Genomic DNA, 24,318 nt, shown 5'->3' on the forward strand with positions numbered 1-24,318 from the left:
GGTCTATGCCGCGATGCAGAATCGCAGCGATTACCTAGGGAATAAGATTGAGAAGGTAATATTGCAACCTCTTTTGGATCAATATTGAAACTTTATGACCCTGCAGATGCAGCATTGCCTTTGGCAGGCGCAGAAAAATCATCCCCGCCACCCGGCCGCGCACCGTCTTGGGGCATCAGATGGCGGATAGAATTGGCATAGAAGGCGAGCAGGTCGCGGCGCTCTGCAACCGGCTTGAACTGACCATTGCCCCCGCAGATAAGACCGCGCCGCACCAGTTGCCTCAGTCCTGCGTCCACCGCATATCCCAGGTTTTCCCGGGGCATGTGGACCTGGGCCAGCGGCATTGCCGCAATCAGTTCCGCCAGCCGATGCTCAACGGCGGCGCGACTGAGGGAGCCGTGCTGCTGCAGGATGGCTGCAATCAGCGGCACCGGCAACACCGGGACAATGGCGCTGATCCGTGCCATCAATTCCCGCCCCAGCAGCTTGGTCATGTCCCCTTCCCGCCCGCTACCAAACGCAGCCAGGCTGAGGGGGCGGCCAAAGTTCACCCCAGCATAACCCGAACGGTGGTAACGCCGGGTCATCCACAGCCACAACAGCCGCAGCAGCCGCAACGCCACCAGGCCTATGCGGGCCCGGAACCTGCGGTCGCCATCCTTGGCAGCAGATGTCAGGATTTTGTCTTCCAGCACCCGGTCGTAATTCAACGCCACCGGCACAAAGACCACATCGCGCCCCTGGGGGTCATAGCCTTCGACGATGTATTTCAGCAGGCCCAGCTTGGGCGCAGCAATGGCACCGTCCAGGCTGAGCCCTCCTTCGGGAAACATCGCCTGGGTGGATCCGCCGCGGGTTGCCAGGCGCACATAGGCGGCCAGCACCTTGCGGTAGAGATTATTGCGCGAACGGCGGCGGATGAAGTAAGCGCCCATCGCCCGGATCAGACGTGACAGCGGCCAGACCCGCGCCCATTCCCCAACTGCATAAGACAGCGCCGTGCGCTCCGCCGCCAGATAGGTTACAAGAACATAATCCATATTCGAGCGGTGGTTCATCACAAAGACCACCGTTGCATTGGGGTCGATGGCGCGCAATGCCGCCTCGTCCTGATGGCCCAGCCGCACCCTGTAGACCGCATTGGACAACAGCCGTGCCGCGCGGATCGCCAGGCCGAAATAGGCAAAGGCGGAAAATCCGGGTACGATCTCGCGGGCATAGCGGCGCACCTGCTCGTAGGCCACGTTTTCAGGAATACCCGCCGCCGCCGCGTGATCCGCCGCCGCCTGGGCCACCTGCGGGTCATGGATCAGCCGCTGGATCATGTCGTGGCGGCGGGCCAGCTTGAACGGTTCAATCGGCCTTTCCAGCCGCTGGTTCAACCGCGCCACCGCGCGCTCCAGACGCCGCCGGAAAAACCAACGCACCGAGGGAAACAGGAAATGCGAGGCAAAAGTCACCGCGGCAAAGCCCACGATCAGCATGAATAACCACAGCGGAATTTCCACGGTTTGCGTCATACTAGGACAGTTGCGCAGGCTGTAGGGCATTACAAGGGAATTGAAATTCGCGCGCAGGGCTTTTCGCCAGTTACCCGTGCCGCAACTTTTCCGGCTCCCGCGGATGCCTGAGCCGCACAGTCAATCGCCTGGCAAAGGCCTGGGAAGGCGTCTCGACCCAGGTGAACATACCCCAAGCCAGCAGCAGCACCCCGCCCAGTGCCCCGGCAGCGCCGGCATAATATGCGGCATCCGGCAGCCCCGGCGGCAACAGGGACAACAGCGTAATGCCGATATTATTGTGCAGCAGATAAACCGAATAGCTGACCAGCCCGATCCAGGACAAAGGCCGCCATCCCAGCAGGCGCGCCGCAGGCAGGCGCCAGGCGCAGGCGGCAACTATCAGGTAGATAAGCGTCAGAATTGCGGCCTCTCCTGCATTCTGAGCCATGCCCAGCGCCATCGCAAAACTTGCCCCCAGCAGCGCAAGCGTACGGGCGCAGGCGCCGTGGCTGTATACCCGGGCAAAAAGGACGCCAGCCGCAAACAAATGCGCGTAGCCCACAAGCAGCAGCATGTTCAATTGCAAAAGTACAAGGTCCGGAAAAATAAAGTCTGCCGCTAACAAGACAGATTGCCCGGCCAAAAGTGCCAGGGCTGCACGTTCGGCAAATCGGCAGGGTCCGAAGATTGCGAAGAAGACCGCCGCCCAGAGGTAAAACAGCACTTCACAGGTCAATGTCCAATACACGCCGTCGATATACCCATCGAAGCCGAAATAAGACCGCCAAAAGACTGGGGGGACAAAGCTTAGCGATGCTGCAAAGCCGCTGAAATCAGTCCGCACCGCCCCGCTGTATGCGCTGTCTATCAGATGCATGGCCGCGAAAGTGGATGACCGCGCACACCGCCAGGGGCGGCCACAGCCTCAGCAGCCGCTTGAGCAGAAACCCCCGCAATCCGTTTCCGGACCTGAGCGAGACGGTGATGACAAATCCGGAAATGACAAAGAACAGGTGAACGCCAAGGTTGCCGTAACCCGCCAGCGGCAGAAGGCTGTCTCCGTAGGGGTAGAACTCTGGAAAACGCTGAAAGTAGTGGAACAGAACAACAGACAGCACGGCAATGGCGCGCAGCCCGTCAAGTTCGGTCATCCTGCGGGTTTCTGCCATAACACCCTCAATGAAAATTATACTAAAATACCGCAGACCCTATGCGGGAGGCGACGCCCTCTCAATCTACCTTTTGGAGAAACTGACGCTGCTGCAGCCTATGCCGCAACGCAGCGAATTGACATGGGTTGAAAATTGCAGTTTACATCTGCGTGACGAAATAAAATTACCAGCACACCAACTCGCGAGGCCCAACATGCCGCAGATGCAAAAAGACCGCCCCTGGCTGATCCGCACCTATGCCGGCCATTCCACGGCATCGGCGTCCAACGCGCTGTACCGCGCCAACCTGGCCAAGGGGCAGACCGGTCTGTCGGTGGCCTTCGACCTGCCGACGCAGACCGGGTACGACAGCGACCACGTTCTGGCGCGCGGCGAAGTGGGCAAGGTCGGTGTGCCGGTCGGCCATCTGGGCGACATGCGGGCCTTGTTCGACGAGATCCCGCTGGAACAGATGAACACGTCGATGACCATCAATGCGACGGCGCCCTGGCTGCTGTCGCTTTACATTGCAGTGGCCGAGGAACAGGGCGCGGATGTTTCGAAACTGCAGGGCACGGTGCAAAACGACCTGATCAAGGAATACCTGAGCCGCGGCACCTATGTCTGCCCGCCCAAGCCCAGCCTGAAGATGATCGCGGATGTGGCCGAGTACTGCTACACCAACGTGCCCAAGTGGAACCCGATGAACGTGTGTTCCTACCACCTGCAGGAGGCTGGCGCGACGCCGGAGCAGGAGCTGGCCTTTGCCCTGGCAACCGCCCAGGCGGTGCTGGATGAGCTGAAGCCGCGCATCGCGCCGGAGGACTTCCCGGCGATGGTCGGGCGGATTTCCTTCTTTGTGAATGCGGGCATCCGCTTTGTCACTGAGATGTGCAAGATGCGCGCCTTTGTCGATCTGTGGGACGAGATCTGCGAGAAACGCTACGGCGTGGGTGACCCCAAATTCCGTCGCTTCCGCTATGGGGTGCAGGTGAATTCTCTGGGCTTGACCGAGCAGCAGCCGGAAAACAACGTCTATCGTATCCTGATCGAAATGCTGGCGGTGACCCTGTCGAAGAAAGCCCGCGCCCGCGCGGTGCAGCTGCCCGCCTGGAACGAGGCGCTTGGCCTGCCCCGCCCCTGGGACCAGCAGTGGTCGATGCGGATGCAGCAGATCCTGGCCTATGAAACCGATCTCTTGGAATACGGCGACCTGTTCGACGGCAATCCGGCGGTGGATGCCAAGGTTGAAGAGCTGAAGAACGGTGCGCGCGCCGAGTTGGCCAACCTGGAATCGATGGGTGGAGCGGTGGCCTCGATCGAATACATGAAGGGGCGCCTGGTCGATTCCAACGCCGAGCGACTGAACCGGATTGAAAAGAACGAGACCGTGGTGGTCGGCGTCAACAAATGGACCGAAGGTGAACCGTCGCCCCTGCAGACCGAAGATGGCGGCATCATGGTTGTTGATCCGGCAGTCGAGCAGGAGCAGATCAACCGCCTGAACGCCTGGCGCGGCGAACGCGACAACGCCGCGGTGCAGGCAGCCCTCGCGGCGCTGCGGGCTGCGGCACAAAGCGGCACCAACATCATGAAACCCTCCATTGCTGCTGCCAAGGCAGGCGTCACAACCGGCGAATGGGCCGAGGAGATGCGCAAGGTTCACGGCACCTACCGCGGCCCGACCGGCGTGTCGGCTTCGGTCTCGAACAAAACCGAAGGGTTGGACGATCTGCGCGATGCGGTGAATGCGGTCAGCGACGTGCTGGGCCGCCGGATCAAATTCGTGGTCGGCAAGCCGGGGCTGGACGGCCACTCCAACGGCGCCGAGCAGATCGCGTTCCGCGCCCGCGATTGCGGCATGGACATCACCTATGACGGCATCCGCATGACCCCGGCAGAGCTGGTGGAAGCCGCGCAAAAGGACGACGCCCATGTGGTCGGCCTGTCGATCCTGTCCGGCAGCCACCTGCCGCTGGTCGAGGAAATGATGGGCCGCATGCAAGAGGCCGGCCTTGGCCATATCCCGGTGATTGTCGGCGGGATCATCCCCGATGACGACGCGGAACGGCTGAAGTCCATGGGCGTGGCGCGCGTTTATACTCCCAAAGACTTTGAGCTCAATTCAATTATGAGCGACATTGTGAACTTGGCAAAGTCACCGGAAATTGCAGTGAATTGATCTTTCTTGGGCAATTTTCCGCGAATTACCAAAAAGATGCTGAAACGCGTCTGGCATGTGCGCCATAAAGAGTGACATACCGGAGCTTCCGGTATGTCATTTAATGTGGAGTGCAGAATGACCCTCGATCTTTCGGCAATGACCAGAAAAGAACTTCTTCAGCTGCAAAGCGATGTGGAAGAAGCGCTGCGCGCAGCAGAACTGCGCGAACGCCAGGAAGCGTTGAAAGCGGCTGAAGAAGCGGCTGCAAAATACGGCTTCTCCCTGGAAGAAATCGCCAGTGCTTCGCGCCAAGGCGTAAAGAAAAACAAAGCGGCCCCAAAATACCGCAACCCCAGCAACCATGACGAAACCTGGACCGGCCGCGGCCGCAAACCGCATTGGGTGCATGCTGCCTTGACCGCAGGTATGGATATTTCCGACCTGGAAATCTGATCCTGACGGCGGAGCAATACCATGACCATTCATATTGGTGCCGCAAAAGGCGACATTGCGGAAACTGTTTTGATGCCTGGCGACCCCTACCGGGCGAAGTGGGCCGCAGAGACATTTTTGAAAAACGCCAAACTGGTTAACGAAGTGCGCGGGATGCTGGGGTACACCGGCAGCTGGAATGGGCATCCGGTGACCATTCAAGGCAGCGGCATGGGGATGCCCTCGCTGTCGATCTACGTCAATGAACTGATCCGCGATTTTGGCGCCAAGACGCTGATCCGTATCGGCTCCTGCGGCGGCATGCAGGACAGGGTCAAGGTCCGCGACGTGATCCTGGCGATGACCGCCAGCACTGTGAACAGCCCCTCCAGCGGCATTTTCCGGGAGCTTAACTTTGCCCCCGGCGCCGATTGGGGCCTGCTGCAGGCGGCAGCGCAAGCCGCGGCGAAACGCGATGCCGCCATACATATCGGCGGCATCTACTCTTCGGACGTGTTCTATGACGAGCGCCCCGATCTGAACGAACAGATGGTGCGCCATGGCATTCTCGGCGTGGAGATGGAAGCCGCAGAGCTTTACACGCTTGCAGCCCGGCATGGCTGCCGGGCCCTGGCAGTGCTGACAGTATCTGACCATCTGGGCACCGGCGAAGCCTTGCCGTCCGATCAGCGGGAGCGCAGCTTTGGCGACATGGTGGAAATTGCGTTGGAAGCCGCATTTTCCTGACGTTGCGTAAATTCTCTAAAAAGTAAGGGCAGCGGTTTTCCACTGCCCTTTTTTATCAGTCTGGATTTTTTTCAATACGGCCAAGAGGCACTTTGAATGCATTCTCTGCCCACATGGCTTCAAGGCGTCCTTAAGGCTGAGCTCGTTTGACGCCACTGTATTCCTGCGGATCCCTGCTTTTCCAGATGTCGCGCCAAAATTGGCGCCTCCGGCGCAATTGATGCTTTCCGTTTCTGACCGCTACTGGCCATGGCTGCGGTCATAGCCATTGCGGGGCGGGCTTTGCCAGCCCTTCAGCGCGCCTTCGGCGGGTGCAAAGATCTCGATCAGCAGCGGATGGCAGGCGGCGGTATCGCTGGAATGCTCAGCCGAGCAATCGCCGCCGGGACAGGCACTAAGGGCCCCCAAAAGATCAATCTCGGCGAAGAACTCCAAATAATCTCCGGGCCGCACTGGGCTGGCCTTCATGAAATACTGGCCGGTATCACGGGTAAAGCCGGTGCACATGAAGACGTTGAGCACGTCATGCACATGCGGTTCCGCCTCCGCCAGGGAAAGGCCGAGGTGTTCCGCCAGTGCGCGCGTCAGATTCGAATGGCAGCAGTGGTGATACTGGCTGCCTGCCAGCAGATTGCCGGTGTAGGGGTCGCAGCGGGTGCCGATCACGTCATGCACCGAGCCGCCGAAATCGTCGATCCCGTACCAGCCCAGGGTATCCGAGGTAATCGTGGCCATGGGGCGCAGATGCGGGAAACTGGTCCACATCCGTTCGCCCGTGGTGACATGGGTGCCATGCAAGGCGCGGGTCTTGCCGGAATAGAACCGCTCGCTGAGATCGTTCTTGTTCCACAGGTTGAGGTCGCCGACCTGCGACCCCTCCACTGAGCTTATCCGGAAGAAATGCCCGGCCGGCACCTCAAAACAGGCGGCTTCGCGGGGCTGCGCCAGCACCTCGCCGGTTTTCACTGCGCCCAGCCGGGCCTGCTGATACAGCGCCAGATCGGGCGCAGGCAGGGTCTCGTTGGGATAGCAGACCACTGGCTGGACGGCGCGGCGGGCCTCCGCATCGGCGGGGGCTGCGGGTATGTCGGTCATGAGGCAAACCTTCCTGTCTGTTTGCCCCATCAAGACCGCATCGCTGCAGGCTTGCAAGCCCCGCAGCAACGGCCGGAACACCCGGCCGGATCACAACCGTCAGATCACCACAACATCCAGAGGCGGGAAGCCATTGAAGCCGACCGACGCGTAGGTCGATGTATAGGCGCCGCAGGAATGGATCACCACGCGGTCGCCGCCCCTTAGCCCCAGCGGCAGCTGATAGGGCTTGCGTTCATAAAGCACATCCGCGCTGTCGCAGGATGGGCCTGCCAGAATGCAGGGGCCGGTGGTCTCGTGGTCGCGGTCCGTGGTGATCCGGTACCGGATCGCCTCACCCATGGTCTCTGCCAAACCCGAGAACATGCCGATGTCGAGATAGACCCAGCGGTGCAGGTCGTCGTCGTGCTTGCGCGAGGCCAGCAGAACCTCGGCGGCAATAGCGCCCGCCTCGGCCACCAATCCGCGGCCCGGTTCGGCCATGATCTCCGGCACATCGCCAAAATGCGCTGCAACCTGCGCCATCACTGCGCGGGCGTAATCTTCGGCTGGCATCATGTCCGAGCCATAGGAGGCCGGAAAACCGCCGCCTATGTTCAGCAAGTTCAGCTTATGACCCGCCTCATGCGCCCGGCGCCAGACCTGCGCCACCTGCTCCAGGGTGCCCTCCCACATCTGCGGCTCGCGGGTTTGCGAGCCGACGTGGAACGACAGGCCATCGACCTGCAAACCGCGGGCGGCAGCATAATCCATCAGCTTCAGCGCCTTTTCCGGCGTGCAGCCGAATTTGCGGCTGAGCGGCCAATCGGCTTCGCTGGCCTCGACGATCAGCCGCAGGCAGATCTTGGCTCCTGGCGCATGCGCGGCCAGCTTGTCCAGCTCCTCACGCGCATCGGCGGCGAAGTGGGGGATGCCGATGCTGTGGGCAAAGGCGATATCGGCAGGCCGTTTGATGGTATTGCCAAAACTGATCCGGCTGGCCGCAGCGCCTGCCGCCAGGCACATTTCGATCTCCGCCCGGCTGGCCGCGTCGAAATTGGATCCTTCCTGCACCAGCCGCTCAAGTATGCCCGCTGCCGGATTGGCCTTGACCGCATAATGAATGCGCGCGCGGCCCAGCCCGCGGGCCAGTGCCTGGTACTTCGCAGTAACCGCTTCGGCGTCCACCACCAGTGTCGGCCGCTCGAACCGGCTTGAAGCGATGAAGCTCAAAGTGCGGGATACAGTTTCGCAATTACGGGCAGTCAGCCCGGCTACGTTTGCGTTCATGGTCATCTCCAAAAGACCCGGCCATATATGACCGCTCAGTTCTGTCAGAGACGTTACCGTCGCTACGTAACCGTAGGGGCGTAACCCCTTTCGCCAGAGGCGCGTGCGTTGGCGTCTTGGGCGTCCATATCGGGCATGTGCCTGAGTCGTTCAAGTGTTTTCTTTGCCGTTCCTGCAGCATACCGGCAGGCCGGTGCGCTCCCGCCTGCTTCAGGGGCTTTGCAAAGCCCCGCCGCAGTTGGGCCCGGCACCGCGCCTTGGCGCGGTGCCGGGCCCAAGGCCGCTCGGAAGGCACTGCGGCGCAGCCGGTGCGCCTGCGGGCGCGGGAGAGTTCCCCTAGGGTTTGCGCTGCGGATTGCGGCAGAAGCGCGGGACTTCCCCGCCTGGCGCAACCGCGCCGCAATAGCTGCAGAACCATTGCCCTTTGGCGCGCTGCTGGCGCCAGCGGCAATCGCGGGTCAGGCCGGTGGCGCTGCGGCGCCACAGGAAATAGCCGAACACACCGGCGAGGAGAAGCAGCAGCAATAGGGGCATGGCCCTTGTCTATGCGGCGGCGGCAGCAGGCTCAACCGCTATGGGCCTCAAGCCGCCTGATAGTATTCGATTACCCATTCGCCGGGGCCGGGCTGCTCAACCGCCGGCAGCGGGTCCGGAGAGTAATAGGCAAAAGCTTGCTCCAGCGCGTCCAGCGCGTCTTGTGCAGCCCGCTTCTTTTGCGGTTTCACGGGGGTCATCTGGTTGCCTCCATAGTCTGGCAATATCCTCCCTCGCGCAGGAGGATAGGCCCAGGCCAAACCCGCTGCAGCAGATGATTGTGCAAAGGCGCCATGCAAGCACCGCATTGCAAACCCGGCAAGCAAGTATCAGCCGGTCAGAAGCTCCCCGGCCAGCCCCAGCGCAAAACCGGCAACCGCACCCAGTGCCGGCACGTTGCTGCGACTGGAATGGGCCTTGGGCGCAATATCCTGGAACAGCAGGTAGAGGATGCCGCCAGCAGCAAAGATCATGATCACCCCCAGTGCCGTGCGGGCGTCCGCCAGCCAAAAGAGTCCAGCCAGCGCGCAGACCGGCCCAAGTGCGGCCAGACCCAGAAAAGCCAACAGCACGTGCCAGGCCGGACTGCTGCCGCGCCAGACCTCGCGGAAGGCGGCAAAGCCTTCTGGCAGGTTCTGCAGGAAGATCATCAGCGCCAGAAGTTTGGCGGTGGCGGCATCGGCGACCAGCATTGCGCCAAGCGCCATCGCCTCCGGCAGGTAGTCCAGCAGCATCGCCAGAAGCAATGCACCGCTGCCGCCATGACGCTGCAACAGCGTATCGACCGCATAAAACACCGCCCCGCCTGCAGCAAACAGGCCAACCGCCCAGGCGGGCGGCAGCACCTCGGCCGCTTCCGGCACCAGCACCAGCGCCACCGCCGAGGCCAGCGCCCCGCCGCCAAAGGCCCCGATGGTGTGCAGCACCTCATCCCGGAGCAACGGGTTGCGGATATGCTCACACCAGGCAAGGAAGCCGCCCAACGGCATCGCAAGACCGGCAAGTCCGGCTAAAAGGATGGCAAAAACATGCGGTTGCATCCCGGCAGCCTAGGGTCGGCTTTGCCGAAGCTCAACCCGTTTGCGTCAGGTGTTGATGCAGGAGGTCGCCTGTGAAGCCTGTGCCTCTGTCACGTTCGGTCCCGGCTGCACACTCCGCAACACGGTGGCTCCAGCCCCATGACCCAGGAAGTCTGTCCGCACCCGGTACTGCCCAGTGATGCCTGCCGCCTCGATACAGCCCGGTATCTTAGAGTCGGTTGCCGCCAGTTCGGCGCCGACACGGTCCTGATCCGTTGCCGTCATGCAACCCGCCAGCAGTGTCAGCGCACCTGCGGCACATCCAAGAAGTTTCATGCCTGAAATCCAATGCCTGCCAAAACCATACCCCCGGTTTCGCAGGAAACCGGGGGCGGTGCAATTTATGACGCCCTCAGGCGGCGGATCCTTGCGGATCAGCATCTTTGCGCATCAGACGCTGCGCTCGACCATCATCTGCTTGATGTGTGAAATCGCCTTGGCCGGGTTCAGACCCTTGGGGCAGGTCTTGGCGCAGTTCATGATGGTGTGGCAGCGGTAGAGCTTGAACGGATCTTCCAGCTGATCCAGACGCTCGGGCGTCGCCTCATCCCGGCTGTCGATGATCCAGCGGTAGGCGTGCAGCAGGGCTGCCGGGCCAAGGTAACGGTCGCCGTTCCACCAGTAGCTCGGGCAAGAGGTCGAGCAGCTAGCGCACATCACGCATTCATAAAGCCCATCCAGCTTCTTGCGGTCCTCAATCGACTGCTTCCACTCTTTCGCCGGGCGGTTGGTTTTGGTTTCCAGCCACGGCATGATAGAGGCATGCTGGGCATAAAAATGCGTCAGATCGGGGATCAGATCTTTGACCACCGGCATATGCGGCAGCGGGTAGATTGCCACATCCCCCTTGATCTCATCCATGCCATAGATACAGGCCAGCGTGTTGATGCCGTCGATGTTCATCGCGCAGGAGCCGCAGATCCCCTCGCGGCAGGAGCGGCGGAAGGTCAGGGTCGGGTCGATCTCGTTCTTGATCTTGATCAGCGCGTCCAGGACCATTGGGCCGCAAGCATCCATGTCCAAGAAATAGGTGTCCACCCGCGGGTTCTGCCCGTCGTCCGGGTTCCAGCGATAGATCTTGAACTTGCGCACATTGCTGGCGCCTGCCGGCTTGGGCCAGGTCTTGCCAGTGGTGATCTTAGAGTTCTTCGGGAGGCTGAATTGTACCATGATCTGTCTCCTTAGAACGTCCGCGCTTTGGGCGCGATTTTCTTGAGGCTGATGCCGCCTTCGGCTTCGGTAGAGAGCGGATCGGTGATCACCGGGCGGTAGCTGAGCTCCACCTTGGTGCCTTCCACGCGCGACACAGTGTGGACCCGCCAGTTTTCATCATCCCGGGTCGAGAAATCCTCATGCGCGTGCGCGCCTCGGCTTTCCTTGCGGGCCTCGGCGCCAACGATGGTGGCCAGCGCGCTTGGCATCAGGTTGGTCAGTTCCAGCGTTTCCATCAGGTCGGAGTTCCAGACCAGCGACCGGTCGGTCACCTGCAGATCGTCCATCTTGGCGGCAATCTTAGTCATCTTCTCGACACCTTCGGCCATGGTCTCCGCTGTGCGGAACACGGCGGCGTCGGCCTGCATGCATTTCTGCATTTCCAGCCGCAGATCCGCGGTCGGAGTGCCGCCTTTGGCATTGCGCAGGGTATCAAAGCGGTCAAATGCCTTGTCGACGGAAGCCGTGTTCAGTACCGGGTTCGCCGCCTCCGGATCCACAACCTTGCCCGCGCGGATGGCCGAGGCACGGCCAAAGACCACCAGGTCAATGAGCGAGTTGGAACCAAGCCGGTTAGCTCCATGCACCGAGGCGCAGCCTGCCTCGCCCACCGCCATCAGGCCGGGCACAACGGCGGTTGGATCTTCGGCGGATGGGTTCAGCACCTCGCCCCAATAGTTGGTCGGGATGCCGCCCATGTTGTAGTGCACAGTGGGCAGAACCGGGATCGGTTCCTTGGTGACGTCCACACCGGCAAAGATCTTGGCGCTCTCGGAAATGCCCGGCAGGCGTTCCGCCAGCGCTTCGGCCGGCAGGTGGCTGAGGTTCAGATGGATATGATCACCCTCGGCGCCAACCCCGCGGCCTTCGCGGATTTCCATGGTCATCGACCGGGAAACATAGTCGCGCGGTGCCAGGTCCTTGTACTGGGGCGCGTAACGCTCCATGAACCGTTCGCCTTCGGAGTTGGTGAGGTAGCCGCCCTCGCCCCGTGCGCCCTCAGTAATCAGGCAGCCGGAGCCGTAGATGCCGGTCGGGTGGAATTGCACAAATTCCATATCCTGCAGCGCCAGCCCTGCACGGGCCACCATGCCGCCGCCGTCGCCGGTGCAAGTATGCGCCGAGGTGGCTGAGAAATAGGCGCGGCCATAACCGCCGGTCGCCAGCACCACCATTTTGGCGTTGAAGACATGCATGGTGCCGTCATCCAGCTTCCAGCACACAACGCCCTGGCACTGCCCGTCCTCGGACATGATCAGGTCGATGGCGAAATACTCGATATAGAATTCCGCGTTGTTCTTCAGCGACTGGCCATAAAGCGTATGCAGGATCGCGTGGCCGGTCCGGTCAGCCGCCGCACAGGTGCGCTGCACCGCGGGGCCTTCGCCGAATTCGGTGGTGTGGCCGCCGAACGGGCGCTGGTAGATCTTGCCTTCCTCAGTGCGCGAGAACGGCACGCCATAGTGTTCCAGCTCGTAAACCGCCTTAGGCGCCTCACGTGCCAGGTATTCCATCGCGTCGGTGTCGCCCAGCCAGTCGGAGCCTTTGACGGTGTCATACATATGCCACTGCCAGCTGTCGGGCCCCATGTTGCCCAAGCTGGCGGCAATGCCGCCCTGCGCCGCCACAGTGTGGGAGCGGGTCGGGAACACCTTGGTCACACAGGCAGTGCGCAGCCCCTGCTCGGCCATGCCAAGCGTCGCACGGAGGCCAGCCCCGCCGGCGCCAACCACGACCACGTCATATTCATGTGTTTCGTATTCGTAAGCAGCCATTGATGGAAACCTCGGGGAGTTACAGGGCCAGGCGGATCAGCGCATAGGCACTGGTCGTGGCGACGGCATAAGACAGGCAATTGACCAGGATGATCGTCAGGCGGCCTTTGACGCCGTGAACATAGTCCTCGATCATAATCTGGGCGCCGGATTTGAAATGCATCATGCCGACCCATATGGTCAGCGCCGCCACCAGCGCCGGGAACGGGCGCGAATAATAGGCGGTGATCTCCTCATAAGATCCGCCCAGCGCGGAGCCGAAGGTGAAGACAAACAGCGGCACCAGGATCAAGAGCGCAACAGAGCTCACCTGCATCGCCCAATGATGGCCGGTTCCGGATTTTGCAGCGCCCATGCCAACGGCGCGCTTGCGGTCAGTCAGAAATCGCATCGCGTGTGTCCTTTAGCTTAGACGATAATGATAGTCAGAACGGTCAGGATCACTGATCCTGTGATCACAAACCAGCCCAGTTTCTCAGCCTGGTCCAGATCCAGCATATAGCCGTTGTCCCAGATCAGATGCCGGATACCTGCGAGCGTGTGATACCAAAGGCCCAGCGCCGACAGCACCATCACCAGATCGCCGAACCAGCTGGTCAGCACGCCATTGGCAATGGCGAAGTATTCGGGCGAGGTTGCAGCGGCCAGGAACCACCAGGCGATCAGCAGCGCCGAGACGATCAGCGCGTTGCCGGTGATCCGTGTCAGGATCGACGTCAGGGAGGTCAGCTGCGGCCGGTAGACCTGCAAATGCGGCGAAAGCGGGCGGTTGCCCCGATTGACATCGGCCATGTTGGCTCCTTTTCAGGTTGGCTGACGACGTTTTAGCCGATTTTTACGGCGTGTCACCCGAAGGAAGTGTTAAAAAACACGGGAAATTGCTCTGTTGGCGCTAAAAGGCCACGACTTGTGATCACAGCAAATAATTAGTGATCACAAATTTACAAACTGGAAAATTTTTGCAGAATCACAAGGCAATCTGCAAATCACTGCAAAGCCTGCGCCGTCTTGTCTGCCCAGCGCGGCAACGCAGCTGTCTGTCTTGCAACCTCCCGAACCAGCTTCTTGCGGATCCGCGCAGGGTAGTCGTCAAAGCTGGCGGCGGTGACCACAAAAGCGCCCTCGCCGCGGATCACATTTTCAAAGAAATAGGCTGTCAGATCCGGTTCGCTCTGCTCAATGGCAATGGCGTTCACGGTTACCCCAAGGGCAGACAGCGCCCCATGCGCCTCGCGCGGCTCAACGCCTTCGTTGGAAAATCCGTCGCCGGAAATGTCGATCACCCTGCGCTTGCAATCCGGCACTGCAGAGAATTGATCCAGCGCCAGGAACAGCGCCTCTCCCACCGCAGTGGAATAATTGCGCCAGGGCCGCGGCGCCTGTTCGATCCGCCGGGCCAATGCCTCGACATCGGCAAAACTGCGGACAGGCACCCAAGGCAGCGTCACCTCCTGCCGTGACTCGCCGGACCATTGCACCAGCAGCACCTGCGCCCGCGCCTTGACCAGCGCCTCAGAAACGACACCGTCGCGCAACCCCGCCGCCAGCCCGTCCATCTGAATGCGGTATTCCTCGGCATCGACTGACCCGGACACATCCACCGCCAGCACCAGCGCCAGATCACAGGCCGCTGCCCGGAGCGGCCAGAGGGAGAGCGTCGAGAAAACCAGAAGCTGCAAAACCCGCATACTGCCAGCTTAAGCAGCAATCGCGCTAAGGGTCATCACAATTCTGCCAGCTTCCCCTGTTCATCTGGCTGAAAATATCCTGGGAGTGAGCAGGCAAGGCCTGCGAGGGGGCAAAGCCCCCTCAGATCACTTCGGCATCAAAGCCCAGTAATCCAGATCCAGCAGCACGTCCGGCAGGTATTTGCCGTCTTCGCCCTTCAGCTCAAACGGCGCGCCGCCCTTGGTGGCCACCAGCCGCAGCCGGACGGCGCCGACGCCTGGCGCAGACGTTTCCGCCTTATCCAGAACCTCCGACCAGGCCCGCACAGTCAGACCCGACAGGCAGGGATTGGCATGCGCACCGCCATTCAGGCCGACGATCATCTGCGCATTGGCAAGCCCATTGAACGACAGCGTCCGCGCCATCGAGATCACATGGCCGCCATAGATCAGCCTGGTGCCATCCGGGCGCGCAGTGTTGTCGAAATGCACCTTGGCGGTGTTCTGCCACAGCCGGGTTGCCATCATGTGCTCGGCTTCTTCGATGGTGACACCATCCACATGGTCGATGGTTTCGCCCACCGCATAGTCGTCCCAGCGGTGCGGCTCGCCGGCCAGGGTGAAATCATAAGTGCTGAAATCCAGCCCCGCCGGGATCACCAGCTGGTCTGCCGGAATCACCTTGTTCAATTCCGGAATAACCGTTTCCGGCGCCGGGGCATCCGGGTCGCCTTTGCGCACCATCACCCAGCGCACATACTCCATCACGCAGTCGTCGCGCTGGTTCAACCCGCGGGTGCGCACATAGACCACGCCGGACTTGCCGTTGGAGTTCTGCTTGAGGCCGATCACCTCGGATTCCGATCGCAGCGTGTCGCCGGGATAGACCGGCAGCAGCCAGCGCCCCTCGGCATAGCCGAGGTTCGCCAGCGCATTGAGGGAGATGTCCGGCACCGTCTTGCCGAACACCACATGGAAGGCCGCCAGATCATCCAGCGGCGCCGATGGCAGACCAGAGGCCCGGGCAAATTCATCCGAAGAATACAGCGCATGGCGCGCCGGGTAGAGCGCATGATACAGCGCCCGTTCCCCGCCCGACACCGTGCGCGGCACCGCGTGGCGGATTACTTCACCAACGGTATAGTCTTCAAAAAAACGTCCCGGATTGGTTTTGGCCGGACTGATCTTGGCCATCAGTGTTCTCCCAGTTTGGTCTCAGGGGTGTAGGTTCCGTCCGCCTCCTTCACTACCGCCTGGCCGCAGCGCATGATCCCCTTCACGGGATCGAAGGTCTGGGTCGGGCTGCCGTGCAGCTCCCAGCCCTTGTTCAGCGCATCGGTCACCTTGTGGCAGAAGGCAGAGGTGTCGTCCTCGGACAAAAATCGGTAGAGTTTCATGGTATCTTATCCTGCTGAGGGCCTACCCAGGAAAGGGCGAAGGCCCGACCACCCCGTGGACGTAGCCGATCACCCCCATCAGAACAATCGAGGCCGCAAAGAACATCCCGTCTTTGGCGATGGAGCCTTTGGGGCCCGGCTGCCAGTCCGGCTCAGACCGGTTGATCACGATGACCTCAGCCACGGCCCAGGCCAGCAGGCTGCCGAACAGGATGATCGACGCCAGGTCGCCATTGACCAGCAGATGCGCCGCGGCCCAGAGCTTAAAGCCCGCCAGCATCGGGTGGCGCATGCCGTTCAGCAGCGCGCCTTTCTTTGGCGCCGGGCTCATCATCCAGATGGCGATCAGCACCAGCAGGTTGTTGATATGCACCATAAAGGACGGCGGCGCCCAGACGTGGATGAATTCCATGCTGCGGTAGCCCAGTACCATCAGCACCACGCCGGCAACCAGCACCAAAGCCACCATACCGCGGCCGCCATTGCCCATGGACGCGCGCGCCTCCGGTGCCAGCCGTTTGAACAGGTGGCCGCCCCACCACGACAGGATGCCTAGGATCAATAGCGCCATATCAGTCTCCCTCTGCTGCTGACTGGGTCAACAGCTAGGCTGAAAGCGCGGCGATTGCATCCGCTTTTGCCAGGATTTCACGCGCCGTCACCACATGCAGGTTCTCGACTATCCTGCCGTCGACCACGGCTACACCCTGGCCTGCGGCCTGCGCCTCATCAAAAGCGGCAATCTGGCGGCGGGCAGTCTCAGCCTCGCGCTCCGTCGGGGCAAAGGCGGCATTGGCCGTCTCCACCTGCGCCGGGTGGATCAGAGTCTTGCCGTCAAAGCCCATGTCCCGGCCTTGGGCACATTCCGCCGACAGTCCCTCGACATCCTTGAAAGCGTTATAAACACCATCGACGATCACCAGCCCCTCGGCCTTGGCGGCCAGCAGGCACAGGCCCAGCCCCGCCATCATCGGCATCCGGTCCGGGCGATAGCGGGTCTGCAGTTCCTTGGCCAGGTCATTGGTGCCCATCACCATGCCCTGCAGCTGAGGGTGGGCGGCAATCGCGGCGGCATTCAGAATGCCACGCGGGGTTTCCATCATCGCCCACAGCGGAATGTCTTTGGTGATCTCTGCAAGCGCGTCCAAATCCGCCGGCGCATTCACCTTGGGCAGCAGAATCGCGTCGCAATCCATCTCTGCCGCCGCTTTCGCATCCTCACGCCCCCACGGCGTATCCAGCCCGTTGATCCGCACGATCTTCATCCGGGCGCCATAGCCGCCCGTCTCCAGCGCCTGGGTCAAGGTCGCGCGGGCATTGGGTTTTTCGTCCACCGACACCGCGTCTTCCAGATCAAAGATCACCGCGTCCACCGGCAGGGTTTTGGCCTTCTCCAGCGCGCGTGCGTTGGAGCCGGGAATATACAAAACCGAACGGTAAGGGCGCGCACGCGGGTCCATAGAGCCTCTCCAAAAGTTATTTTGTTGCGTAAAGCGGTACAGATTCGACTGTATACTTTCAAGTACAATTCCGCCGCAGCGCAGCGTAACCCTCCCCGCAAACGCAGCAAGATATTGACAAAGTTAGTGAACTTTCAGCGCCCTCTGGGTTAACCAGTTATCAGCACCTGATTGCCAAACTGATAGACACCAAGGCACAGGACCCCTGCCGCCGCCCCAGGCCGCACCTGATGCCCGCAGGCATGGGGCCTGCATTTCGAATTGCGTTACACACCGGCCCGCACAGGGATACCGGGAGCTGCCGTCAGGCACCCGGCTCTGTCCGGCCGTTCCGGAAAGGGTAAAACGAGATGAAAATAACATACCGGGCACTGCCGACAGCCCTCACCGTGCTGACCCTGGCTGCTGCGCCTGCCGCCGCGCAAAGCCGCAACTGCGCACCGCGCGACACAGTGATCAAACGGCTGGCAGAAAAATACGGCGAAAGCCGTCAAAGCATCGGCATGGGCCAGAAGGGTATGGTGATGGAAACCTTTGCCTCCGAAAACACCGGCAGTTGGACCATCACCGTGACCACGCCCAACGGCATGACCTGCCTGGTGGCGTCAGGCCAGTCTTATGAAGTGCTCGCAGAAGCACTGCCAAACACCGACAGCGATGCCTGAGCAGCAGTTATTGAGGCAGGTTTCCAGGCAGCAGGTTGAGCGGCCGGGGACGCCGCGCGGGCTGGCCCTCATGAGCAGTATTCAGGTCAGCCCGTCCCAGATCAGCTTGGCTCCGGTCACACTCAGCAGCACATAGGTCAGCGCAAAGAACCCGCGCTCCGGGATGCTGTGATGCAGCTTCACCCCCAGCCAGGCACCAAGCAGCGCAAAGGGTGCCAGCATCAGATCCAGCCGCAGCGTCTCCCAAGTGAACAGCCCCAGCCAGGCATAGGGCACCGCCTTGGCGATATTGACCGCCCAGAAGATCAGCACGGTGCTGGCCTGATATTCGGTTTTCCGCAACTTCAGGCTGAGAAGATAAACCGCGGCCGGCGGCCCGCCCGCATGGCTGACAAAACTGGTGAACCCGACAGCCACCCCGGCAAGCAGTCCGGTGCGGTCAGAAAGCTGCGCGGCAGACAGGCTGCCAAATCCAAGCCGCCCGCGCAGCTGCCACAGCACAAACCCGATTGAGACCGCACCGATCAGAACCCGCATCGCATCGTCATTCACCGCCGAGTACAGCCAGGCGCCCAGCCCGACACCCGGCAGCCCGCCCGCGATCAGCAACAGCGAGGCGCGCAGATTCCAGCGGCCCCAATAGGGTTTCAGATTGGCCAGATCGATCAGCATCAACAGCGGCAGCATCAGCGCCAAGGCCGCGCCCGGCTCAATCACCAGCGCCAGAATCGACGCCGAAGCAAAGGCCGCGCCGGACCCGAAACCGCTCTTGGACACGCCCGCAAAAACGACTGCCGGGATGGCAAAAACGAAAAACATAGCGTCAAATGCCATCATTGCCCGCCCTCGAAAGCCCTGAATTACACGCCCTTTAGCGATACCAGCGCAGCATACACAAGTATACCGAACCCTTTGCCGCAGCGCGGAACCCTTGCACGGCGGGCCGTTACGCCGTAGGCATCAGGAAATTTCAACCGGACCGGAGACATTCCCAATGGCACGACCCAAAATCGCCCTCATCGGCGCAGGTCAGATCGGCGGCACCCTCGCACATCTCGCAGCCCTCAAGGAACTCGGCGACGTCGTGCTCTTTGACATCGCCGAAGGCACCCCCGAAGGCAAGGCGCTGGACATCGCACAATCCGGTCCTTCCGAAGGCTTTGACGCCTCCCTCAAGGGCACCCAGTCTTACGAGGATATCGCAGGCGCCGACGTCTGTATCGTGACCGCCGGCGTGCCGCGCAAGCCGGGCATGAGCCGCGACGACCTGCTGGGCATCAACCTGAAGGTGATGAAGTCCGTTGGCGAAGGCATCCGCGACCACGCACCGGACGCATTTGTGATCTGCATCACCAACCCGCTGGACGCGATGGTTTGGGCTTTGCGCGAATTCTCGGGCCTGCCCCACGCCAAGGTCTGCGGCATGGCCGGCGTTCTGGACTCGGCCCGCTTCCGCCACTTCCTGGCCGAAGAATTCAACGTCTCCATGAAAGACGTCACCGCATTCGTGCTGGGCGGCCATGGCGACACCATGGTGCCGTCGGTGCGTTACTCCACCGTGGCCGGCATTCCGCTGCCTGATCTGGTCAAAATGGGCTGGACCACCCAGGAGCGCCTGGACGCCATTCTGCAGCGCACCCGTGACGGCGGCGCCGAAATCGTCGGCCTGCTGAAAACCGGCTCTGCCTTTTATGCGCCGGCAACCAGCGCCATCGAAATGGCCGAAGCCTATCTGAAAGATCAGAAGCGCGTGCTGCCCTGTGCAGCCTATTGCGACGGCGAGATCGGCGTGAAGGGCATGTATGTTGGTGTCCCCACCGTCATCGGCGCCGGCGGCATCGAGAAAGTTGTGAACATTCAGTTGAACGAGGAAGAACAGACCATGTTCGACAACTCGGTCAATGCCGTGAAAGGCCTGGTCGAGGCTTGCAAAGGTATCGACGGCTCGCTGGCCTGAGCCAAAAAGCCTTGCACAAATCAGGGGGTCCGCTTCGGCGGGCCCTTTTCTTTTGCCGCAGCGTTCCCGGTGCGGCGATTGACGCTTTTGAACTATGAAGCGGCGGTAGCAACGGGTGACTGCTACCTTCGAATCACTGCCGTTAAGCTTCCCATAATTTGTGATCACACCCTCAAAAACCGTGATCACAAATCTCGAAAATCTTCACCATTTCCCCGTCCCCTGTCAAAAAAGCCTTTAACACTTGGCTTTAAGACGGCCTATTGAAGCCAGACAATTGCAGCCAGACGGGACAGTTTCAGATGAACATCCACGAATATCAGGCAAAGGCCCTCCTTCGCAGCTACGGTGCCCCGGTGTCCGACGGCAAGGTGGTGCTGAAAGCCGAGGACGCCAAAACCGCCGCCGGTGAACTGGACGGCCCGCTGTGGGTGGTCAAGGCACAGATCCACGCAGGCGGCCGCGGCAAGGGTTCCTTCAAGGAAGCCGATGCCGGCGAAAAAGGCGGCGTGCGCCTGACCAAATCGGTGGAGGAAGCTGCCGAGGAAGCCAAGAAGATGCTGGGCCGTACACTGGTCACCCATCAGACCGGCCCGGCGGGCAAGCAGGTGAACCGCATCTACATCGAAGCGGGCTCTGGCATTCAGACCGAGCTGTATCTGGCGCTGCTGGTCGACCGCCAGACCTCGCGGATTTCCTTTGTCTGCTCAACCGAGGGCGGCATGGACATCGAGGAAGTGGCAGCTGCCACCCCGGAAAAAATCCTGTCCTTCTCCGTCGACCCGGCCACCGGCTACCAAGCCTACCATGGCCGCCGCATCGCCTTCTCGCTCGGCCTGGAAGGCGCGCAGGTCAAACAATGCGTCAAACTGATGGGCCAGCTCTACCAAGCCTTCGTCGACAAGGACATGGAGATGCTGGAGATCAATCCGCTGATCGTCGGCGACGACGGCGCGCTCAAGGTGCTGGACGCCAAGGTCGGCTTTGACGGTAACGCGGTCTACCGCCACGCCGACGTGGCCGAGCTGCGCGACACCACCGAGGAAGACCCGAAAGAGCTGGAAGCCTCGAAATACGACCTGAACTATATCGCGCTGGATGGCGAGATCGGCTGCATGGTGAACGGCGCCGGCCTGGCGATGGCCACCATGGACATCATCAAACTGTACGGGGCCGAGCCTGCCAACTTCCTCGACGTGGGCGGCGGTGCAACCAAGGAGAAGGTCACTGAGGCGTTCAAGATCATCACCTCGGACCCGCAGGTCAAAGGCATCCTGGTCAACATCTTCGGCGGCATCATGCGCTGCGACGTCATCGCCGAGGGCGTGGTTGCCGCGGTCAAGGAAGTCGGCCTGAAGGTGCCGCTGGTGGTCCGCCTTGAGGGCACCAACGTCGAGAAAGGCAAGGAGATCATCAACACCTCCGGCCTCGACGTGATCGCCGCCGACAACCTGAAAGACGGCGCCGAGAAAATCGTAAAGGCCGTGAAGGGCTGATCACCATGCGATTCAGCGTCCTTCCAGCAGCTTACCTTACTTTAATGGGCGCGGCCTGTTCCAGCGGTTACTCCGCTGGAACCATTCAGCAAGCCCCGTCATCAGCAGACGGCTTCAGTTATGAACAGCCCAGCGCTGTTCAGGATGCAGGAGGGAGGTACGACCCCGCGACTGACACCTTTGTCCCCGCTTCCCACGCCAGTGGCGGCCACAAGGTGTTGAACTCCACAGCAAGCCCAACAGATCTGAGTGACTCAGTTGCCTCGGCAAGTGCAACTGCACCAGCAGCACAGGGCCAAACCGTTGCGTTTTCTTCCCCATCGGTTAGCCCGGCAGGAGAAGTGCCATTACTGGTGCAAACCTGTGTGCAATCCGTTTCCGGAGCTTTCGGAACTGCTGATAAGCTGGCGCAGCAGGGATACAAGCTGCAACGCGCTTCAGAGTCCCGCCGCAATTTTCATCGGAAATTCCCAATTTCCACTGTTGCGGCTCTAAACGGCTCGTACCGGTCCTCGGGCTTGGAACTGCGAGCAAATCCGCGGCGGTCCGAGAACTATTGCTCCGTCAAAATCACAAGCAATGAAAGCCCTGGCAACGTGACTGCCGCTTTGCGCAGCACTCTTGTAAACGCAGGTTTTCGCGAGATTGGCGGTGGAACGTGGAGCAACGGCAGCAGGCAATTCAAGGTATCCCAGTTTCTGTCCGGCTCCAGAGTCGCCTGGACCACCTCGATCAACATCACTGAGGCTAGGTAGCGTAATTTTGCACCCCTCGGATCATGTCACTCTAGGAGCCTTTCAAATGCAACGACCAACTGGCGGAAACAACACGATCATTGGGGAGCAGCAAGCTGTTCCAATGGCTGTTTCCCCCACTGTGCAAAGCCAAGCCTCGTGAAAGCCGCCGTCTACCTCATAGGCTTGCAGCAGGCCACAGGCCGGGCCGAGCTGATGCAGCGGGAGCTGGATCAGGCCGGGCTGTCTGCTGTGCGCATCGATGCGGTGGACAGTACCCAGGTCAGCCGCGAGGAAATGCTGAACCAGTGCGCACCTGAAGGTAACTGGGGTTATTTCCAGACCAAGGACATGGCCTGCACCCTCAGCCACGCTAGGGCCTGGCAGGCGCTTCTGGATTCAGATGCCGATGTGGCGCTGATCCTGGAGGATGACGTGTTTCTGTCGCCCGACACCGGCGCCTGGCTGAACGACCTGTCGTGGTGGCCGCAGGATGCCGGCATCGTCAAATTCGAACGCTGGCGGGCCAAAAAGCTGCAGGTCGCTCTTGGCAAGGATGGCTTTACCCATATGGGCCGCGAGGTGCGTCAGATGCTGTCCCGCCACGCGGGCGGTGCAGCCTATGTGATCTCCCGCCGGGCGGCACAGCACCTCTTGGACAGCCGTCCGTTTGAAATCACCCTGGACAACCTCCTGTTCAACTTTGACGCCTCGCTGCCCGCGCGTGCCGTCAAGGTCTATCAGGTCCAGCCCGCATTGGCCGAACAGGGCAATGAGGCCCCTGGCGAACACGCCATCGGCCCGGCGCGCCACCGCCCCAAGGGCTGGCCGCTGATCCGCCAGAAACTCCGGCGCGGGATCTATGAATTCCGCGGCGGTTTCAGAGTATTTCCCAGTGTGGTCCTGGGGCGGGCCACCCTCGAAAAAATCCGCTTCGACGGCCGATCCCTGGCCAATTCGCAGACCCAACACACACATACCGCTTGAAGGAACCGACAACATGGCAGTCCTCATCGACGAAAACACCAAAGTTATCTGTCAGGGCTTCACCGGCTCGCAGGGCACTTTTCACTCTGAACAGGCCATCGCCTATGGCACCAAAATGGTCGGCGGCGTCACCCCCGGCAAAGGCGGCATGGAGCATCTGGGCCTGCCGGTCTTCAACTCCGTGCATGAAGCCAAGCATGTGACCGAAGCCAATGCCTCGGTGATCTACGTGCCGCCGCCCTTTGCCGCCGATTCCATCCTCGAAGCGATCGACGCCGAAATGGAAGTGATCGTCTGCATCACCGAAGGCATCCCGGTGCTCGACATGATGAAGGTGAAGCGGGCGCTGGAGACCTCCAAGTCGCGCCTGATCGGCCCCAACTGCCCCGGCGTGATCACCCCCGACGCCTGCAAGATCGGCATCATGCCCGGCCATATCCACCGCCGCGGCTCGGTTGGCGTTGTGTCGCGCTCCGGCACCCTGACCTATGAGGCGGTGAAACAGACCACCGACGTGGGCCTCGGCCAGTCGACCTGCGTGGGCATCGGCGGCGACCCGATCAAAGGCACCGAGCATATCGACGTGCTGGAATGGTTCCTGGCGGATGACGAGACCGAAAGCATCATCATGATCGGCGAAATCGGCGGCTCCGCCGAAGAAGAAGCCGCCCAGTTCCTGGCCGATGAAGCCAAGAAGGGCCGCAAGAAGCCGGTTGCAGGCTTCATCGCAGGCCGCACCGCCCCTCCGGGCCGCCGCATGGGCCACGCGGGCGCGATTGTCGCCGGCGGCAAAGGCGGCGCCGAGGACAAGATCGAAGCGATGAAAGCCGCAGGCATCGTGGTCGCCGAAAGCCCGGCCGGCCTGGGCGAAGCGGTGCTGAAAGCGATCGGCAAGTAAGATGGCTCCCGCAGTGCGTCACGGCAGTGTCCAGCGCCCGTCCCGGCGGGGAGGGTGCGAAGCGCCCGCCCCGTGGGGGGCAGGATGGGCGCTG

General features: G+C 61.4%; 27 protein-coding genes. 8 read left to right on the plus strand and 19 right to left on the minus strand.

Translation table 11 applies throughout. The features are described from left to right. Positions 1 to 92: 92 nt before the first annotated feature. The 3 genes from AQUI_RS0104160 to AQUI_RS29140 all read right to left on the minus strand — a co-directional run bounded on the left by AQUI_RS0104160 (position 93) and on the right by AQUI_RS29140 (position 2,674). Entirely contained in the window at positions 93 to 1,523 is a 1,431-nt protein-coding gene (locus AQUI_RS0104160) for a 1-acyl-sn-glycerol-3-phosphate acyltransferase (RefSeq protein WP_027256385.1), read from the minus strand. 70 nt (positions 1,524 to 1,593) lie between these two features. After that, complete coding sequence (locus AQUI_RS30595; protein ID WP_156916769.1) at positions 1,594 to 2,079, minus strand: acyltransferase family protein; 486 nt, start codon at positions 2,077 to 2,079, stop codon at positions 1,594 to 1,596. Positions 2,080 to 2,338: 259 nt separating this feature from the next. After that, entirely contained in the window at positions 2,339 to 2,674 is a 336-nt protein-coding gene (locus AQUI_RS29140; RefSeq protein ID WP_051371818.1) for an acyltransferase family protein, read from the minus strand. Positions 2,675 to 2,870: 196 nt separating this feature from the next. Between AQUI_RS29140 and AQUI_RS0104170 the strand changes: the two genes are divergently transcribed. The 3 genes from AQUI_RS0104170 (at position 2,871) to deoD (ending at position 5,999) form a co-directional block, all read left to right on the plus strand. Beyond that, complete coding sequence (locus AQUI_RS0104170) at positions 2,871 to 4,838, plus strand: protein meaA (protein WP_027256386.1); 1,968 nt, start codon at positions 2,871 to 2,873, stop codon at positions 4,836 to 4,838. Positions 4,839 to 4,955: 117 nt separating this feature from the next. Next, positions 4,956 to 5,273 (plus strand): H-NS histone family protein, encoded by a 318-nt coding sequence (locus tag AQUI_RS0104175; RefSeq protein ID WP_027256387.1) that lies wholly within the window; start codon positions 4,956 to 4,958, stop codon positions 5,271 to 5,273. 21 nt (positions 5,274 to 5,294) lie between these two features. Then, positions 5,295 to 5,999: a purine-nucleoside phosphorylase gene (gene deoD, locus AQUI_RS0104180; protein ID WP_027256388.1), complete on the plus strand. Its 705-nt coding sequence runs from the start codon at positions 5,295 to 5,297 to the stop codon at positions 5,997 to 5,999. Between the two features lie 240 nt (positions 6,000 to 6,239). On the opposite strand, the gene AQUI_RS0104185 is transcribed toward deoD, so the two are convergent. The 15 genes from AQUI_RS0104185 to AQUI_RS0104255 form a co-directional block, all read right to left on the minus strand. After that, positions 6,240 to 7,094, minus strand: coding sequence for an urea carboxylase-associated family protein (locus tag AQUI_RS0104185; protein WP_027256389.1), 855 nt, complete (start codon positions 7,092 to 7,094; stop codon positions 6,240 to 6,242). A gap of 99 nt (positions 7,095 to 7,193) precedes the next feature. Next, complete coding sequence (locus tag AQUI_RS0104190; protein ID WP_425411808.1) at positions 7,194 to 8,363, minus strand: type III PLP-dependent enzyme; 1,170 nt, start codon at positions 8,361 to 8,363, stop codon at positions 7,194 to 7,196. 336 nt (positions 8,364 to 8,699) lie between these two features. Next, positions 8,700 to 8,897: a hypothetical protein gene (locus AQUI_RS0104195; RefSeq protein WP_027256391.1), complete on the minus strand. Its 198-nt coding sequence runs from the start codon at positions 8,895 to 8,897 to the stop codon at positions 8,700 to 8,702. A gap of 47 nt (positions 8,898 to 8,944) precedes the next feature. Next, positions 8,945 to 9,097 carry a hypothetical protein gene (locus AQUI_RS31130; RefSeq protein WP_169730770.1) on the minus strand — a complete coding sequence of 51 codons (153 nt, stop codon included), beginning with the start codon at positions 9,095 to 9,097 and terminating at the stop codon, positions 8,945 to 8,947. 129 nt (positions 9,098 to 9,226) lie between these two features. Then, a complete protein-coding gene (locus AQUI_RS0104205; protein WP_027256392.1) occupies positions 9,227 to 9,937 on the minus strand; it encodes a ZIP family metal transporter in 711 nt (236 codons plus the stop codon). A gap of 45 nt (positions 9,938 to 9,982) precedes the next feature. Then, entirely contained in the window at positions 9,983 to 10,252 is a 270-nt protein-coding gene (locus tag AQUI_RS0104210) for a hypothetical protein (RefSeq protein ID WP_027256393.1), read from the minus strand. A gap of 114 nt (positions 10,253 to 10,366) precedes the next feature. Then, on the minus strand, positions 10,367 to 11,146 hold the full coding sequence (locus AQUI_RS0104215; RefSeq protein ID WP_027256394.1) for a succinate dehydrogenase iron-sulfur subunit: 780 nt from the start codon (positions 11,144 to 11,146) through the stop codon (positions 10,367 to 10,369). Between the two features lie 11 nt (positions 11,147 to 11,157). Further along, the gene (sdhA, locus tag AQUI_RS0104220) at positions 11,158 to 12,963 is read right to left on the minus strand and encodes a succinate dehydrogenase flavoprotein subunit (protein WP_027256395.1); all 1,806 of its coding nucleotides are present in this window, start codon (positions 12,961 to 12,963) and stop codon (positions 11,158 to 11,160) included. Positions 12,964 to 12,982: 19 nt separating this feature from the next. Next, positions 12,983 to 13,354 carry a succinate dehydrogenase, hydrophobic membrane anchor protein gene (sdhD, locus tag AQUI_RS0104225; RefSeq protein ID WP_027256396.1) on the minus strand — a complete coding sequence of 124 codons (372 nt, stop codon included), beginning with the start codon at positions 13,352 to 13,354 and terminating at the stop codon, positions 12,983 to 12,985. A gap of 17 nt (positions 13,355 to 13,371) precedes the next feature. Next, positions 13,372 to 13,755: a succinate dehydrogenase, cytochrome b556 subunit gene (sdhC, locus tag AQUI_RS0104230; protein ID WP_027256397.1), complete on the minus strand. Its 384-nt coding sequence runs from the start codon at positions 13,753 to 13,755 to the stop codon at positions 13,372 to 13,374. Positions 13,756 to 13,949: 194 nt separating this feature from the next. Then, positions 13,950 to 14,651 (minus strand): DUF1194 domain-containing protein, encoded by a 702-nt coding sequence (locus AQUI_RS0104235; RefSeq protein ID WP_027256398.1) that lies wholly within the window; start codon positions 14,649 to 14,651, stop codon positions 13,950 to 13,952. Between the two features lie 126 nt (positions 14,652 to 14,777). Continuing rightward, complete coding sequence (locus AQUI_RS0104240) at positions 14,778 to 15,824, minus strand: MaoC family dehydratase (protein WP_027256399.1); 1,047 nt, start codon at positions 15,822 to 15,824, stop codon at positions 14,778 to 14,780. Next, entirely contained in the window at positions 15,824 to 16,027 is a 204-nt protein-coding gene (locus AQUI_RS0104245; RefSeq protein WP_024088976.1) for a DUF1737 domain-containing protein, read from the minus strand. The genes AQUI_RS0104240 and AQUI_RS0104245 overlap by 1 nt, the downstream gene beginning before the upstream one ends. Positions 16,028 to 16,049: 22 nt before the next feature. Next, complete coding sequence (locus AQUI_RS0104250) at positions 16,050 to 16,598, minus strand: NnrU family protein (protein WP_027256400.1); 549 nt, start codon at positions 16,596 to 16,598, stop codon at positions 16,050 to 16,052. Between the two features lie 34 nt (positions 16,599 to 16,632). After that, the gene (locus tag AQUI_RS0104255; RefSeq protein WP_027256401.1) at positions 16,633 to 17,487 is read right to left on the minus strand and encodes an HpcH/HpaI aldolase/citrate lyase family protein; all 855 of its coding nucleotides are present in this window, start codon (positions 17,485 to 17,487) and stop codon (positions 16,633 to 16,635) included. Between the two features lie 350 nt (positions 17,488 to 17,837). Between AQUI_RS0104255 and AQUI_RS0104260 the strand changes: the two genes are divergently transcribed. Beyond that, positions 17,838 to 18,152: a hypothetical protein gene (locus tag AQUI_RS0104260; RefSeq protein WP_027256402.1), complete on the plus strand. Its 315-nt coding sequence runs from the start codon at positions 17,838 to 17,840 to the stop codon at positions 18,150 to 18,152. A gap of 81 nt (positions 18,153 to 18,233) precedes the next feature. Here AQUI_RS0104260 and AQUI_RS0104265 read toward each other — a convergent pair whose 3' ends face one another. Continuing rightward, positions 18,234 to 18,989 (minus strand): sulfite exporter TauE/SafE family protein, encoded by a 756-nt coding sequence (locus tag AQUI_RS0104265; protein WP_027256403.1) that lies wholly within the window; start codon positions 18,987 to 18,989, stop codon positions 18,234 to 18,236. Positions 18,990 to 19,146: 157 nt separating this feature from the next. Here AQUI_RS0104265 and mdh point away from each other — a divergent pair, with 157 nt between their 5' ends. From mdh to sucD, 4 genes are all read left to right on the plus strand, one after another. Beyond that, complete coding sequence (gene mdh / locus AQUI_RS0104270; RefSeq protein ID WP_027256404.1) at positions 19,147 to 20,109, plus strand: malate dehydrogenase; 963 nt, start codon at positions 19,147 to 19,149, stop codon at positions 20,107 to 20,109. A gap of 302 nt (positions 20,110 to 20,411) precedes the next feature. Next, positions 20,412 to 21,605: an ADP-forming succinate--CoA ligase subunit beta gene (gene sucC / locus AQUI_RS0104275; RefSeq protein WP_027256405.1), complete on the plus strand. Its 1,194-nt coding sequence runs from the start codon at positions 20,412 to 20,414 to the stop codon at positions 21,603 to 21,605. 893 nt (positions 21,606 to 22,498) lie between these two features. Next, entirely contained in the window at positions 22,499 to 23,326 is an 828-nt protein-coding gene (locus AQUI_RS0104285) for a glycosyltransferase family 25 protein (RefSeq protein ID WP_027256407.1), read from the plus strand. 13 nt (positions 23,327 to 23,339) lie between these two features. Beyond that, positions 23,340 to 24,224 (plus strand): succinate--CoA ligase subunit alpha, encoded by an 885-nt coding sequence (sucD, locus tag AQUI_RS0104290; RefSeq protein ID WP_027256408.1) that lies wholly within the window; start codon positions 23,340 to 23,342, stop codon positions 24,222 to 24,224. Positions 24,225 to 24,318 lie beyond the last annotated feature (94 nt).

The sequence above is a fragment of the Leisingera aquimarina DSM 24565 genome (assembly GCF_000473165.1).
Taxonomy (GTDB): Bacteria; Pseudomonadota; Alphaproteobacteria; order Rhodobacterales; family Rhodobacteraceae; genus Leisingera; species Leisingera aquimarina.